General features: G+C 34.9%; 14 protein-coding genes. 11 read left to right on the top strand and 3 right to left on the bottom strand.

The genetic code is table 11. The features are described 5' to 3' along the window. Nucleotides 1-8: 8 nt before the first annotated feature. On the top strand, nucleotides 9-938 hold the full coding sequence (locus LKL37_RS06955) for a UbiA family prenyltransferase (RefSeq protein ID WP_431609842.1): 930 nt from the start codon (nucleotides 9-11) through the stop codon (nucleotides 936-938). Nucleotides 939-1,002: 64 nt separating this feature from the next. Beyond that, complete coding sequence (locus LKL37_RS06950; RefSeq protein WP_431609841.1) at nucleotides 1,003-2,172, top strand: proline dehydrogenase family protein; 1,170 nt, start codon at nucleotides 1,003-1,005, stop codon at nucleotides 2,170-2,172. A gap of 455 nt (nucleotides 2,173-2,627) precedes the next feature. On the opposite strand, the gene LKL37_RS06945 is transcribed toward LKL37_RS06950, so the two are convergent. Then, nucleotides 2,628-3,164, bottom strand: coding sequence for a helix-turn-helix domain-containing protein (locus LKL37_RS06945; RefSeq protein ID WP_431609840.1), 537 nt, complete (start codon nucleotides 3,162-3,164; stop codon nucleotides 2,628-2,630). A 958-nt stretch (nucleotides 3,165-4,122) separates the two neighbouring features. Here LKL37_RS06945 and LKL37_RS06940 point away from each other — a divergent pair. Continuing rightward, on the top strand, nucleotides 4,123-5,232 hold the full coding sequence (locus LKL37_RS06940) for a M14 family zinc carboxypeptidase (protein WP_431609839.1): 1,110 nt from the start codon (nucleotides 4,123-4,125) through the stop codon (nucleotides 5,230-5,232). Between the two features lie 276 nt (nucleotides 5,233-5,508). Here LKL37_RS06940 and LKL37_RS06935 read toward each other — a convergent pair whose 3' ends face one another. Then, entirely contained in the window at nucleotides 5,509-6,006 is a 498-nt protein-coding gene (locus LKL37_RS06935) for a DUF4920 domain-containing protein (protein ID WP_431609838.1), read from the bottom strand. A gap of 142 nt (nucleotides 6,007-6,148) precedes the next feature. On the opposite strand from LKL37_RS06935, the gene LKL37_RS06930 reads away from it, so the two are divergent. The 6 genes from LKL37_RS06930 to LKL37_RS06905 all read left to right on the top strand — a co-directional run bounded on the left by LKL37_RS06930 (nucleotide 6,149) and on the right by LKL37_RS06905 (nucleotide 14,100). Continuing rightward, nucleotides 6,149-7,552, top strand: coding sequence for an APC family permease (locus LKL37_RS06930; RefSeq protein ID WP_431609837.1), 1,404 nt, complete (start codon nucleotides 6,149-6,151; stop codon nucleotides 7,550-7,552). A gap of 168 nt (nucleotides 7,553-7,720) precedes the next feature. Further along, nucleotides 7,721-8,161 (top strand): GPW/gp25 family protein, encoded by a 441-nt coding sequence (locus LKL37_RS06925; protein WP_002979175.1) that lies wholly within the window; start codon nucleotides 7,721-7,723, stop codon nucleotides 8,159-8,161. Nucleotides 8,162-8,185: 24 nt separating this feature from the next. Beyond that, the gene (locus tag LKL37_RS06920) at nucleotides 8,186-10,069 is read left to right on the top strand and encodes a type VI secretion system baseplate subunit TssF (protein ID WP_431609836.1); all 1,884 of its coding nucleotides are present in this window, start codon (nucleotides 8,186-8,188) and stop codon (nucleotides 10,067-10,069) included. A gap of 301 nt (nucleotides 10,070-10,370) precedes the next feature. Next, the gene (gene uvrA / locus LKL37_RS06915) at nucleotides 10,371-13,202 is read left to right on the top strand and encodes an excinuclease ABC subunit UvrA (RefSeq protein ID WP_431609835.1); all 2,832 of its coding nucleotides are present in this window, start codon (nucleotides 10,371-10,373) and stop codon (nucleotides 13,200-13,202) included. A gap of 244 nt (nucleotides 13,203-13,446) precedes the next feature. Next, nucleotides 13,447-13,851 (top strand): hypothetical protein, encoded by a 405-nt coding sequence (locus tag LKL37_RS06910; RefSeq protein ID WP_431609834.1) that lies wholly within the window; start codon nucleotides 13,447-13,449, stop codon nucleotides 13,849-13,851. 114 nt (nucleotides 13,852-13,965) lie between these two features. Continuing rightward, on the top strand, nucleotides 13,966-14,100 hold the full coding sequence (locus tag LKL37_RS06905) for a bacteriocin-like protein (protein ID WP_431609833.1): 135 nt from the start codon (nucleotides 13,966-13,968) through the stop codon (nucleotides 14,098-14,100). 36 nt (nucleotides 14,101-14,136) lie between these two features. Here the strand turns inward: LKL37_RS06905 and LKL37_RS06900 are convergent, their stop codons facing one another. After that, the gene (locus LKL37_RS06900) at nucleotides 14,137-14,712 is read right to left on the bottom strand and encodes a hypothetical protein (RefSeq protein WP_431609832.1); all 576 of its coding nucleotides are present in this window, start codon (nucleotides 14,710-14,712) and stop codon (nucleotides 14,137-14,139) included. A gap of 116 nt (nucleotides 14,713-14,828) precedes the next feature. Here LKL37_RS06900 and LKL37_RS06895 point away from each other — a divergent pair, with 116 nt between their 5' ends. Continuing rightward, a complete protein-coding gene (locus LKL37_RS06895; protein ID WP_431609831.1) occupies nucleotides 14,829-15,341 on the top strand; it encodes a DUF421 domain-containing protein in 513 nt (170 codons plus the stop codon). A gap of 5 nt (nucleotides 15,342-15,346) precedes the next feature. Continuing rightward, entirely contained in the window at nucleotides 15,347-15,838 is a 492-nt protein-coding gene (locus LKL37_RS06890) for an N-acetyltransferase family protein (protein ID WP_431609830.1), read from the top strand. The last annotated feature ends 100 nt before the right edge of the window (nucleotides 15,839-15,938 follow it).

Here is a 15,938-nt window from a genome sequence, read left to right as displayed (position 1 = left end):
AGATTGGAATGAATTCTGAAAAAGAAACTTTCCAATCTAAAAACTATGTATCAAAATCTCTATTTTACAGATTTTCACAATTCGTAGGCTTTCTGCTTGGAGCACGCTTTTTTGTAGCAGCTCTGTTGACGTTTGCCCTCTATGTTTCTACTTTCTTCCTGTTCAACCAGGATGAATCTTTCCAAAAATTCGTATTTGATTTCAAAGTACACGGTATTATTTTCTGTACAGTTCTTACCATACTGGCAGGAGGTATTATTAATCAGTTTTATGATCTGGAAAAAGACCATATCGTAAAACCTTTTAGAACGAGGGTTCAGAGTTTTATCAAGCAGAAATATTTTTTATATGCTTATCTGGCACTCAGTGCTATTTCTTTGGGAGTAGCATGGATGATTTCTCATAATGTATTTGTTTTTTTTGTGGTATATCAATTCTTTATGTGGTTTTACAGCCATAAACTGAGCAGAATATTAATCTTAAACAATCTTACATTTGTCAGTCTCACTCTATATCCATTCTTTGGAATGATGGTATATTATGAAACCTTTTCCAAAAAGGTGTTTCTGATGGCTGTTTTTCTTTTCCTTATCCTGCTATGTATTGATATTGTGAAAGATACCCTTACCAGAAGTGTAGATAAAACATTTGGTTATATCACAATTCCCAATTATTTCAAAACCAGAAATACAAAAATTATCCTGACAGTTTTATTGATGATTACCATGGCGGTTTCTATGAAGATCATCACTAAAACGGGTGTTACCGGATTCATGGCCTATTATTTTGCAGGAGGTCTTTTTATCATGATACTGTGTATCTATCTTCTTATTAATGCTTCCCGTAGAGCTAACTTTCTCACATTAAATGTGTTACGTTTTTGGGTTTTTGTAGGAATTATTGCCATGCTTTTAAATGGAATAGAGCATAAATTATAAAAAAAATTCTTTAAATAAACTGAGGTTATTATTACCTTTGCCTAACTAAATTTAATAAATAGGAATGCCCATTTTTAACGATACAAAAGTAGCATTTGCAGACAAGTCTGATGCACAATTGAAAAAGGCTTACTGGATGTTTAAAATGATTGAACAGCCCGCTCTTACAAGCCTTGGAACATCTGTCCTGAATTTTACAGTACACAACAATTTTCCTTTCGTTACCGGAATTGTAAAAAATACCTTATTTGCACAGTTTTGTGGAGGTGAAACCCGCGAAGAAAGTATGAAAGTTGTGAAGCAGCTGTTCAAGAGAGGAGTTGGAAGTATTTTCGATTACTCTATTGAGGGAAAAGAAGATGAAGCAACTTTTGATGCGGTTTGCAAAGAAATTAAAGATATTGTTAGATTCTCAGTGGGAAATCCGGCGATTCCTTTTATTGTATTTAAACCTACAGCTTTCGGAAGGATTGATCTTTATGAAGCTGTTGGAAAAGGGGCAGAGCTTACTACCAGCCAAAAAGAAGAATGGGAAAGAGTAGTGAAAAGATTTGATGAAGTATGCAGTCTTTGCCATGAAAATGATAAAAAAGTAATGGTAGATGCTGAAGAAACCTGGATGCAGGATGCAGCAGACCACCTTTGCGAAGAGATGATGGAGAAATATAACCAGGAAAAACCTATCGTTTGGAATACGATTCAGATGTACAGAACGGGAAGGCTGGAATATATGGAAGCTCATCTTCAGAGAGCAAGAGAGAAGAACTACTTCATCGGATATAAGATCGTGCGTGGTGCCTATATGGAGAAAGAAAGAGCGAGAGCAGCAGAAAAGGGCTATGCGGATCCTATCCAGCCAACCAAAGACGCTTCAGATAAGAACTATAACGCAGGAATTGACTTCGTAATGAATCATCTGGATAAAGTTTCAGCCTTTTTTGGTACCCATAACGAGATCTCTTCAGAGCTTATTATGGATAAAATGAAAGCAAAATCTCTGGAAACGGGTAATCCTCATGTATATTTCGGACAGCTTTACGGAATGAGTGATAATATCACTTTCTATCTGTCTAATAAAGGCTATAATGTGGCTAAATATCTTCCATATGGACCGGTAAAGGACGTTGTGCCTTATTTAACAAGAAGAGCTCAGGAAAATACCTCTGTAGCCGGACAAACAGGAAGAGAGCTGGGATTGATCAAAAATGAACTGGAAAGAAGAAAGAAGCAATAAGGATTGCTCTTAATATATTATCAGGCTCGCATATTTGCGGGCCTTTTTTATGGGAATTAATTTCAGTAATTTATAGGTTTGGATTATTAACCAAAATTAATAATAATCAAAACAATTTTTATTTACATTAATTATATGTTAAAATAATTCTATTTTTATTGTTAATTTGATTTTAAATATTTATATTTGATAGAGCCATAAAAAAACAATACATGAAAATATGTTATTTACTACTATGATATTGCGCTGTATCAATTTCTCTACAATACAATAAACAAAAGTATTACCCCTTATCAATAACTTAAATTAGAAAAGCATAACGTGGAACAGATAATCGACAAGATAAAACTCCATTATCTGAATCTTCCATTACATTTCAAAAACAAATAAAGCAATAGCTTTAGTTTTCTTCTTCAAATATTTTTTAACCTGATCATTTTCTTTGATCAGGTTTTTTAGGGCTCAAAACTTTCAAATTTCCCATTTTCATAGAACAAAACAATACGTTTTATTTTACTTTGTTGATTACCAAATAGTTGTCCTAAAATCTGATCACTGGAATTTTCTAATCGCTGAGAATCCGATATTTTTTCAGGAGCTTTATCTTGGGCCGGTATAAACGATTCTCCAGAACTTGATTTTGGAGCTTCAGCTTCCGTTTCATCACTCCCGAATTCATCGTCGTCATTCATCATGGTGAAAAGATCGGGTAGTGGAGTTGTTTTTATTTTCTCCTCTTCGGTATGGTCTTCGTTAATTTCTGTTTCGGGTAACTGGGATTTCAGCATCTCACCTTCTCCTGTAACCAGCCAGTCCCAAAGAAGTTCCGGGAAACGGGATTTTATTTTTATGATAAACTCAAGAGATGGTTTGTTTCTTCCTGAGGTAATATGCGAAATGGAGGAACGTTGTACATCAATCTCATCAGCAAACTCAGAAGGAGTAAGATTAGAATACTCTATAATTTTGGAAATTCTTTCATTTAAACTCATAAAAATAAGCCTTTAATTATTTTACAAATGTAACTCATATAGTTTACAAATGCAAAATATAAATGTAAATAATTGAAAATATTATTTGTATACATTTGTAACTAGTGTATAATATTTTATAAATCAATGCTTTATGATTAAATTACAATTGTATTTAGCTATTATACTTAACTACTATACCAGTTTTCAGCAAGCATTTTATATTAATTATCTGGCTGCTATTTTCTCAATATACTAGTTTATAAATGTAAATTCAGGTAATTTATCCGGTTATTTTATTTGATAAACCTCATTAAAATCATTGTTTACATTACTAATCCCTTAAACTTCTTTCCTTGAACATAATTGCTGCTAAATACCTGTTTAATGCTTTATAAAGCTATTTTTGGGGCTGTTACATTGGTAAATTACTGATGTAAACATATAGTTTTAAGCCAATATAAGACCTGGTAGATGAGAAATAGTACTTCAACTAATCAACAATTTTCAACACTGGCTGAAATGCTCTAAAAAACAAAGGTTGATAAAGTTTTGAGGAAGAAATTTAATATTTTACATATGTATATTAGGTTACACAGCTAAGTTTTCCACAATTTTTATGTTTAACAAAATAACCCTCAAATGGTAAAATACATCCTTTTTTAGACTTAAAGTACTGTTGCAAACAAGATTGAAGTGAATTTTATAAATGATTGATTTTTAGATATTTAAATATATTGAATTAAATTATTCGCAATCCACAATTTTATCAACAGACAGATTGTCTGCTGGTGCTGTTTAGCAATATTACAGATGTTAACTTGTATCTATATTTAAAAAATAACATAATTTAAACCTTGTAAACAAATTGCAAAACAGATGTCAAATGTAAATTTGTGAATTTTGCCAATATTTACAAATGTTAATTTAAGTTTTGACTAAAAATGGCTAAATTTGATTCCTGTAAATTATTCCTAAAATGAATTTTGAACAGATCTATTCACAAGCCCCCGATTTTTCAAATCGCTATATTTCTCCTGAAAAATTATTTTCTTACCTACAGACCAATCTCAGCGATTATGTTCAGGAGATCGGAACATCCTATTTAGATAAGCCTATTTATCAGTTAAGCATCGGAACCGGAAACATACAGGTATTGGCCTGGTCGCAGATGCACGGAAATGAATCCAACGCTACTCATGCTATGCTCGACCTTTTGGTAAGCCTTGATAAAGCTCCAGAAATGAAAGAGAATCTATTCAGTAAAATAAAACTTGATTTTATATTCATGCTGAACCCGGACGGATCTGAAAGATGGACCCGACTGAATGCTGCCGATATTGATCTGAACAGAGACTTTCACAATGAAGCAAGCAAGGAGATTAAATTCCTGAAAAAGGCAGCTGCTTCCAGGAAGTATGATTACGCATTAAACCTTCATGAGCAGAGAACCATCTTTACTACTGATGGTATTCATCCTGCTACACTTTCCTTTTTGGCTCCTTCCGAAAACGTAGAACGTACTGTTACCGAAAACAGAAAAAAATGTATGGCGGTAATCGGAAGTGTATACAACCATTTAAAGGAAATGATTCCTGACCAGATCGGAAGATATTCTGATGAATTCTACCCGACTTCTACAGGAGATAATTTTATTAAAGCCGGAATGCCGACCATCTTATTTGAAGGTGGTCACTTTGTAGATGATTATACCAGAACAGGAACAAGAAAATATTATACGATTGCTCTTTATTATGCATTGAAGGCTATCAGTGAGCTTAACTCTGATATTACAGGTTGGGAAACTTACCTTGAAATCCCTGAAAACCAGGAAACCCATTATGATCTTATCTATAGAAATGTAAAACTGAATACAGATCATGAATGTATTTTGGATATAGCCGTTCAGTATAGAGAAATAAAAGAAGAGGGAAAGAGCGAGATTTCATTTATTCCTTTTGTAATGGAAGCCGGAGACGTTAAAAAAAGAAAAGGCTGGAAGGAAATAGACTGTACCGGAAAGAAATTTATTTCTGCCACTAAATATCCAAAACTGGATGCTGTGGTGGATTTTACAATTGAAGATTAAAGTAGGTTGGTAATATCTACTTATCAGAAATAATTGAAAAATAAAAAGAGTTTATAAAATAGCTCTCATAAAAACAAAATTCGGCAGACCTGTAGGTCTGCCGAATTTTTTATTTTTATATCTGGCTTCTAAAATTGGAATGTTTGTCCAATCAAACTTACAAAGGTTATTATTCAATAGGAATGGGATTTAGCCCATTTATAATGAAATAAAATATTCAATTGGCTTTAGCCAAAACCTAATTCTAGAATATAGATTTTATTCAATAATTAAAGCTTAGTTAACCACTTTAATTCCGTTCGCTACAAACCTGATCTCTTCTTTTGGCTGAGTAATCGCATCAATTTCAGACTGAGGTTTCTTAGCGTCTTCTGCATAATGTTTCTGCTCGTTCACAGAAGTTACTTTTATTTCTGCATTCCCTTCCAACACTACATTTTTCCCTTTTAGGGCTGTAGGTACAAAGAAAGCATAGTCTTTCATTTTTACAAAAAACTTAGAGTTATCTTCCGTCTGAATCGTAAGCCAGCATCCTTTTTTGTCGCATACATCAGTTACTTTTCCTTTAACAGATACATTTTCAACCTTTTTGTTATCTTTTTTAAGCTGTTTATTCAATTTATCTACTGAAACCGCTTTGGATTCAGCAGAAGAAGTTACCTGATCTCCGTAAGTGTCACCTACCAAAGCTTTTCCTTCTGGTGGTCCGGATTGAGCAAATGCTAATGAAGAAGCTGTTAATGCTGCACCAAATAATATCGCTTTAAATTTCATGTTTAATATTTTTTCCAAAAATACTAATTAAAATTGAATCATAAAGGAATAAAAAATGACAAAAAACAGGTGTTTTAATGAATTTTCAACAAAATTGAAAATAAAAGACAGATTTGATTATATTTGACCCCTATACTTGACTATGCAGAAAAAATTAAAACTATGGGATGCCATCATGCTCGTGATGGGATCTATGATTGGAAGCGGGATCTTTATTGTAAGTGCCGACATGATGAGGAATCTGGGATCCGGATATTGGATGATTGTGGTGTGGGTTATCACAGGAATAATGACGGTAGCCGCAGCCATAAGCTATGGAGAGCTGTCCGCATTATTTCCAAAAGCTGGAGGACAATATACCTATCTGAAAGAAATTTTCGGTAAAAGAATGGGTTTCCTTTACGGATGGGGATTGTTTACGGTAATACAAACAGGAACGATTGCTGCTGTGGCAATGGCTTTTGGTAAATTTACAGCATATCTTATTCCTTCACTCAACGATGCTGCACCTATTTTTCAAAGCGGTGAATTTAAGATTACCTGGATACAGATTTTAGCGATTGCCGTTATAGTTTTACTTACCTATATCAATACCAGAGGAGTAGAGAGCGGCAAAATCCTTCAGAATATCTTTACAGGTTCTAAAATTATTGCATTATTAGGTTTAATTGCTGCTGGTTTTATATTGGTTGATATCTCTCATTTATCAGAAAACTTTAGCTGGGGTACAGATTCTTTTAATAATCTTAAAAAAGATTTTACAGGTAACTTTCTTAAAGAAGGCTGGGAACCTATTGGTGGAATGACTCTTCTAGGCGGAATTGCTGCGGCAATGGTAGGTTCTGTCTTCAGTTCTGTGGCTTGGGAAAGTGTAACATTTGTTTCCGGAGAAATTGAAAACCCTAAAAAGAATGTAGTAAAGTCGATGATTTATGGTACTTCTGCGGTAATGATTCTTTATATAGCAGTCAACTATGTGTACTTAAATGCATTAGACAGAGATGCAATTGCTTTTGCTGCCAACGACAGGGTAGCAGTAGCAGCCTCTCAGAATATCTTTGGAAGTGCAGGAACTATTATCATTGCTTTATTGGTTATGATTTCTACTTTCGGATGTAATAACGGATTGATTCTGGCTGGAGCAAGGGTTTTCCAGACAATGGCAAAAGACGGAATGTTCTTTAAGTCAGCAGAAAAAAATAATAAAAATGAAGTTCCGGAAAATGCTTTATGGATGCAGGGAGTTTGGGCTTCCATTTTGTGTCTGAGCGGGCAGTATGGGAATTTATTGGATATGATCTCTTTCGTGATTGTTCTGTTCTATATGATTACAGTTTTTGGAGTGATTTATTTAAGAATGAAACAGCCTGATCTGGAAAGACCATATAAGACATGGCTGTATCCGGTAACCCCTGTTATTTATCTTGTAATAGGAACGTGTTTCTGTATTTTACTGCTAATCTATAAACAGCAATATACATGGCCTGGTTTTGTATTGGTATTACTGGGACTTCCGGTGTACTACTTTATTAACAGGAAAAAATAGACAGTTAAAATAAAATCAAAAATACAACAGATTAAGGGCTTTCAATTCAGTTTGAAGGCCCTTCTTTTTGAATAATATTTAGAACATTATAATCATTATTTGGTGAAAATGCGTATTTTGGTATTCTGTTTTTAAATAAACAGGACCATGAAGTAAAAACTAAAAGTTATGGATACACCAAATTACAGAATGCCTTTCGTACCGTCTACTTTAATGACCGAAGGCGGAAGTATCGATACCTGCGATATGGGGGAAAGTATTGCCCACAATATTATGCTGCTGATCACCACCAAAAAAGGGGAGAACAGATATGATGAAAACTATGGAAACGATGTTTGGAACCTTGAATTCGATAATGGAGTAACAAGTGCCATCTGGGAAAGCGTTTTTATCAAAAGCCTAAGGAGACAGATTCAGGAATATGAACCCCGAATCGTAAACCCGCAGATTGATGCTCATATACAATTTGTAGAGCACAGCTACGATACCAAAGAACACACCGAAATTAAAAAGAAGGTAAGAATTGCCATCAATGCAAAAATGGAAGAAACAGGAGAACGTTTCAGTTTTTCAACAGAACTGTTTCTAAGCCCGATGTCTATTGATTAATATTTTTAACAGCGAAAGAAAATTATGAATCTAGATCAGAATATATATTCCAAAGAATCTGTAAAAGCAAGAATGCTGCAGAATGCAACTAAGGTATGGGGACTCAGAAGCCCACAGTCTTTAGATCCTTTTGTAAAACTATTGATAGACGCATTCAGTACAGAAGTTTTTAAAGCGAATAATGAAATACAAACGGTGAATGCCCGTATATTGGAAAAACTGGCAAAACTTCTTACACCGTCCATTTATACACATCCTATTCCGGCTCATTCTGTGGCTTTTACACAGCCCTATGAGTCTTCTGAAGTTTTATTGGAACATACGGAATTTTTCTTCCGTAAACAGATGACTTCCACTGTAAAATCAGAATCTGATAAACAGTTGAATATTCCTTTTACTCCGGTAGGAAATGTAAGAATCAACAAAGTTCACACCTCTATCATGTTTGTAGGAAATACCTGCTACAGTATAGATGACAGATTCAATAAAATTCCTATTGCAAGATTTCAGGGAAGACCTGAAGATTACAGAAAAATTACAATAGGAGTAGATGTCAGCAAATATGTCAGTGAAAACTTTCCAAAATATCTGAGCGTATTCTGCTCTAATCCGGCTTTTGAACACCTTGATTTCGTGTATAAATTATTGCCGTATATCAACGTGACGAGCAACGGTAATCCTCTCTTTGTAAGAGAAGGGCTAAGTTATCTTACGGAAAATCAGAATGATGGCTACGAACAGATGTTTAAAGAGCAGTCTATCAGAAATAAAGTAATTGAGGATATTAAGAGTATCTACCGCCACAAATTTATCGAAGTAACAGGAACTTCTCAAAGCCTGTTCTCAGAACCTGGACAGCTTCCACAGAATCTTGATTTCCTTGCAGGAAAAGAAGAGATCACAAAATTCCTTGATAATAAAAGTTATCTGTGGCTTACTTTTGAGTTTCCACCCCAATTTTCAGCAGAAATCCTTGATAATTTTTCCTTTGTTCTGAATGCCTTTCCGGTATACAACAGAGGTTGGAAAAAAACAGAATACAGCCTTGATATCATGGGGAATAATATTCCTTTGGTAACAGATGAAGGTGAGCATTTCCTTTATGTAGATGAAGTGCAGGATGGTGACGGAAGAAAGTACACCGAAATCCCTTTCACACCGGCAGATGATCTTAAAAAAGGATTGTATACGGTAAGAAAAGGAGGAATGGAACGCTTCACAAGCAGAAATGCAGTAGATATGATTGCTAATGTTCTGGAACTGACAAGAGATGAAATTGCCGCATTCTCCCTTTTGAACAGAGACAACGTGAAAGGAGTTCTCAGCGAAATGTCCGATAAGATGAAAACCATGGTACAAAAAGTAAATAATGCCAAAAGGAATATCAGACAGGAACTGAACTATGTTATCATGGAACCCGTAGAAAAAACAGATCATACCTATGCTGCTTTCTGGGTAACACACTGTACGCTTGCCAATCATATGCGTCCCGGAACTGAACTTTCCAATCAATTGAAGTCTCAAACCGTTGTATTGCTCACGGAGACATTAGGCGGAGCGGAGGAACAGAAAGGAACAGACAGTATTCAGGCTTATAAATATGCACTCACAACCAGAGATAAAATCATTTCTTTGGAAGATGTTAAAAACTATTGCCGAATGATTCTGAAAGATGAGGTAAGAGAAGTAAGGGTAAGAAGAGGAACAATGATCAGCAATAAACCTAAAGAAGGCTTTATAAGAACGGTTGAGGTCGAGATCATTCCTCAGAACTATTCTTTCTATGGAAGAGCTTATTGGGAAAACATGTCGAACATTATCAGAAATCAGATTATCGCCAAGGCCATTGATGGAATTGAATATATTGTAAAGATCAACAATGAAGATGTTGAATTTCAGGATATGTAAATTTCTTTGAAAAAAATCAATATCAGTTAAAATATAAATGCCGTATCTGTTACGGCATTTTTAATATCATATTGAGTTATATCAGCAGGAGTAGGCTTTCCCGTTTTTATTTTAAAAACAAACCTATTGGCTTTAGCCAAAACCTAATTACTCAAAATCAAAATTCAATAAGGTCTGGTTTAGCACATTAACAAAACCTAAGAATTTTTTATGAAACTTTTATCCCTTTTAAATTCAAAAAAATTCCATAAAATTCCGTATTTTTGCACGTCGTGATTTTCAGGCAAAGTCACTCCAAATTATGAGCAAATCAACAGAATATATAGAAGTTTACGGAGCACGTGAACACAATCTTAAAAATATTAATGTTAAAATTCCACGTAATGAATTGGTCGTTATTACAGGCCTTTCCGGAAGTGGAAAATCGTCATTGGCTTTCGACACTATTTTTGCAGAAGGCCAGCGTCGTTATATTGAAACATTCTCTGCTTATGCACGTCAGTTTTTGGGCGGGCTGGAGCGTCCTGATGTAGATAAAATTGAAGGGCTTTCTCCTGTCATTGCTATCGAGCAGAAGACGACCAATAAAAACCCTCGTTCTACCGTAGGAACGGTTACTGAGCTTTACGATTTTCTGCGTCTTTTGTATGCAAGAGTTTCAGATGCTTACTCTTTGTCTACAGGACAGAAATTGGTAAGTTATACTGAAGATCAGATTCTTGAAACCATCAAAGAAAACTATAAAAAAGAGAAAATAATGCTTCTGGCGCCAGTGGTACGTTCCAGAAAAGGACATTATCATGAGCTCTTTGTTCAGATGGCTAAAAAAGGTTATGGACAGGCAAGAATTGATGGTGAACTGCAGGATATTGAATATGATTTAAAACTTGACCGTTATAAAACCCACGACATCGACATTGTTATCGACCGTTGGATTATCGGGGAAAATGCCTCAGAAGGCAGAATGGAAAAATCCCTGCGTACCGCAATGGAAATGGGAGAAGGGATTATCGGAATTCAAAAGCTGGGAGGTACAGATATCGAATATTTTTCCAAAAATCTGATGGATGCAGAAACCGGACATTCTTTGGCACTACCGGAACCGAATACTTTTTCATTCAACTCTCCAAAAGGAAGCTGTCCGAACTGTAAAGGACTGGGAACAATTAAAAAGATCAATACCGATTACTTTATAGATAATCCTAAGTTGTCAATTAACCAGGGAGGATTGTTACCATTGGAAGACATCAAGTCGAACAAATGGATTCTTTCTCAGATTAAAAATATTCTTGAGATCTTTGGGCTGGGATTAACAACTCCTTTGCAGGATATTCCGGAAGAAGCACTGGATTATATCTACAACGGATGTCATAAAGAATTCAATAAAGATCTTAAATACGCGGGAATTACCAAGAAAATAAAGATTGGCTTTGATGGTTTGATTGCTTTCATGGAAGAAATCATTGATGAGAGAGAATCTTATGAAGCCATTTTATTGGAAAGACATTTCACCACAGAAGAAACCTGTCCGGAATGTAATGGAACCCGTCTTCAGCCTTCAAGCTTAAGCTTTAAAATTGACGGAAAGAATATTGCTGAGGTTAACGGTTTAAGCTTAGCAGATTTAAAAGATTGGTTAGCAGATGTTAAAGATAAATTCTCAGAAAAAAATAAAATCATTGCTCATGAAATCTTAAAAGAAATTGAAACCAGACTTCAGTTTTTGCTGGATGTAGGTTTGGATTATTTAAGTTTGAGCAGAAGTTCAAAAACCCTTTCAGGAGGAGAGTCACAGAGAATTCGTCTGGCAACACAGATCGGTTCGCAATTGGTCAATGTATTGTATATCCTTGATGAACCAAGTATCGGGCTTCACCAGAGAGATAACGAAAGACTGATCCATTCCCTGAAAAACCTTAGAGACATCGGAAACTCTGTATTGGTTGTGGAACATGATAAAGACATGATCATGGAAGCTGATGAGGTTCTGGATATTGGTCCAAGAGCTGGAAAATTCGGTGGAGAAATTCTTTGGCAGGGAAAACCAAAAGATTTATTGAAAGCAGATACCATCACTGCTCAATATATTAACGGAAAAAGAAAAATAGAAATTCCTGCAGAAAGAAGAACTGGAAGCGGGAAAAATATTCTTTTAAAAGGAGCTACAGGGAATAATCTTAAAAATGTAACGCTGGATATTCCTCTTGGAAAGCTGGTAGTAGTAACCGGAATTTCCGGCAGTGGAAAATCTTCCCTGATTAACGGAACTTTATATCCGATCCTTAACAAACATTTCTACAGAGCGGTTCAGGAGCCGTTACCATACAAAAAGATTGAAGGATTAGATAATATTGATAAAATTGTAGACGTAGATCAGACTCCAATCGGAAGAACTCCTCGTTCGAACCCTGCAACTTATACCGGAATGTTTACCGATATCAGAAATCTTTTTGCCGAACTTCCGGAAAGTAAAATCCGTGGTTATAAGCCTGGAAGATTCTCTTTCAACGTAAAAGGCGGAAGATGTGAAACATGCCAGGGTGGAGGATTAAAAGTGATCGAAATGAATTTCCTTCCGGATGTATATGTACATTGTGAAACCTGTAACGGAAAACGTTTCAACAGAGAAACGCTGGAAGTTCGTTACAAAGGAAAATCAATCTCTGACGTATTGGATATGACGATTGATGAAGCGGTAGATTTCTTCCAGCCGATTCCTAAGATTTTTGCGAAAGTAAAAACATTACAGGATGTAGGTTTAGGATATATAACCCTTGGACAGCAGTCGACAACCCTTTCAGGAGGTGAAGCACAGCGTATCAAGCTAGCAACCGAATTATCAAAAAGACAAACAGGAAACACCCTTTATATCCTTGATGAACCAACAACAGGACTTCATTTTGAAGATGTAAAAATCCTGATGGATGCCATCAACCAGTTGGTAGAACTTGGAAACTCTTTCATCATCATCGAGCATAATATGGATGTCATCAAATTAGCAGACCATATTATCGACGTAGGACCTGAAGGAGGAAAGTATGGTGGGCAGATTGTAGCACAGGGAACTCCAGAGGAAATTGTGAAATCTAAGAAAAGCTTGACCGGGAAGTTCTTGAAGAGGGAACTGGAATAGATATTAGAATAAAAATTCATAAAAAAGGCTAAACTAACCAAGTTTAGCCTTTTTTATACTTAAAAATAGCATCCCAATATTAAATTTTCAATTATTTTTAAAATTTATAGTATTGATAATCAATTAATTAAATTCTAATGTTAACTCAATGTTAACTCAATGTAAAATTAATATGAATTATTTTTAATAACTTTGGTTAAGAGATACAAAAATAGGTTAGTATAATATTTAAGACCAGTTAGTTATGAAAAATAGAATTCAAATATTGTTGGCTTCACTTTTCGTTTGCGGATTTGCTGCCGTTTTGAACACTGCCAAAGCACAGACAACAGATCATAATACCATTCAGGAAATTCAACTGAACAGGAGTGAAACCTTTAATGATATCAGAAATAAACTAGAAGCCAATTTTGATCTTACCAATCCTGATTATAAACAGGGAACGGTAAATTCGGTGGTGAAATTTGATATTGCAAAAAACGGAAAAATTGTTAATGTTCACTCCAGTGGAGATTGCAAAACCGTAAGCAAAGAAATTGAAATGGTATTAAGCGATCTTGATTATAAAGTAGATCGTAAAAAACTAACTGATAACATGGTTGCTTACACTTACGTAATGCCTGTAACAGTGGAGATCCACAGCAGATAGTATTTATATCATATTATTCAATAATGTGTGAATAATGAAAACTTATCAGATTAAGTTGTAATAAAGAATAAACAGCAAGGTTTTAATTTTGGGCTACCATAAAATTAAAACTATATGAAAAATGTAAAGAAACTGACGAAATCAGATTTGAAATCAGTGTACGGGGGAGAACCAAAGAAATACTGTACGTTTTGCGAATGGGCAAATAAAGTAATTTGCAGTGATGTTCCAATCGTTCAATGCCCTTAAAAAAACAAAGCCGCTTTTATAAGCGGCTTTGTTTTTTTATTTATTTTGTTCTTTTGCATACTTAATAAAGCTTTGTAAGCTAGTCTTAAGATCTTTAGAATTTCCTATTGTATCAAAAACTATATTATCAATTCTCCAACCTGCATCAAAAGCGTTGATCAAATGTATTTTGTCAGTCCATATAACTTTTGGTGAAGAATGGGAATATTCAAATTCAACAGCTACGTCAGCTTGTGAGCCTAATGGTTTCGTACTTTCCATGACGTCAATTGATTTTATTTTATAGCTTGTATATCCTTCATACAAACTGGAAAAAATAGCTCCTTCAAAGATTAAAGGCTTCTCATCGGGATGATCACTTTTTTTTACCTTTTCAATATCGGCTTTTGATGCATTTATTGCATCCTCCAAAGTGTTTTTTAAATCTGAATAAAATAAATTATCAGGAATAGGCTGGTTGTAAATAGTTTCATTAGACTTGCCATATGTTTTGTAAAGCAGATTGATCTTTTGAGTGATTTCCTCATCAGCGTTAATAGCTGATTTGGTCTCGCTTTTTTTACAAGATACAAAGAAGAGGAAAACTCCTAGGAAAAGAAATAATTTTTTCATTTGATTTTTTTTGTGTTGTAATTGTAATCGTAATGTCAAAATATATACCAAAATCTGTTAATAAAATATTTTTTACGAATAACAAAAATCAATACATTTGAGTAGATAAAAAAATTGTGGATCCTATTCTTAACGTCGCCCTCCGTTCCTTGTGCGTTTACCTTTTCATGGTAATTGCTATTCGTTTATTTGGAAAAAATCAGCTTTCTCAGCTCAATGCGGGAGATGTTGTATTGTTATTATTGATTTCAAATGCTGTTCAGAACGCTATGGTAGGTCCTGATACCTCTTTGCAGGGAGGGATTATTGCGGCATTGGTTTTGTTTGCTGCTAATTTTATTTTAAAAAGGATAATGTTTTCCAATCGTTCTTTTCAGACTTTTATGGAAGATGAACCGGTAATTCTTATCAGAGATGGAGTTGCGGATCAGGCTGCCCTGAACCGTGTAAAAATTACCGAAAGTGAATTGGAAGAAGCCATAAGAGAACACGGGATTGAAAACATAAACAATGTAAAACTCTCCGTTCTGGAAGTTGATGGGAATATCAGTGTCGTTTCCCAGGACGAGAAGAGTAAGCAGACCCACTATTCAAGAATTAAAAGAAAAATGAAAAGAAAATACCATTAAATACGATGAATTACGAATTAAGAGAAATGCTTCCCAATGACGAAGCCAGAGTACTGGAGATCTTCCGGCAGGGAGTAGACAGTGGAATCGCTACTTTGGAAACAGAAGTTCCTACAGCCGAAGCCTGGAGCATGGAATATTTCAACGATTGCCGCTGGGTACTTGAAAATGAAAATAATGAAGTAATAGGATGGTGCGCCCTGAAACCAATCAGCAAAAGAGAAAGTTTTAAAGGAGTTGCAGAAGTAAGCATTTATTTTGATAAAGAATACCAGGGGAAAGGATTGGGTTCCATATTGCTTAAAAAGATAATTTTGGACAGCGAAGACCACGGATTCTGGACATTACAGACCAATCTCTTCTCTGAAAATGAAATGGCTATCAAATCTCATCAGAAAAACGGCTTTAGAATGGTGGGAATCCGCAAGAAAATCGGAAAGCTCAACGGAGAGTGGAAAGATCTTGTATTGATGGAAAAAAGAAGCGAAGTCATTTAAAAAATTATAAATTATAAATGATGAATGATGAATGATGAATGATGAATGATGAATGATGAATGATGAATGATGAATGATGAATGATGAATGATGAATGATG

The sequence above is a fragment of the Chryseobacterium sp. 'Rf worker isolate 10' genome, from assembly GCF_050753305.1.
Taxonomy (GTDB): domain Bacteria; phylum Bacteroidota; class Bacteroidia; order Flavobacteriales; family Weeksellaceae; genus Chryseobacterium.
This window is presented reverse-complemented; position numbering and strand designations above follow the sequence as displayed.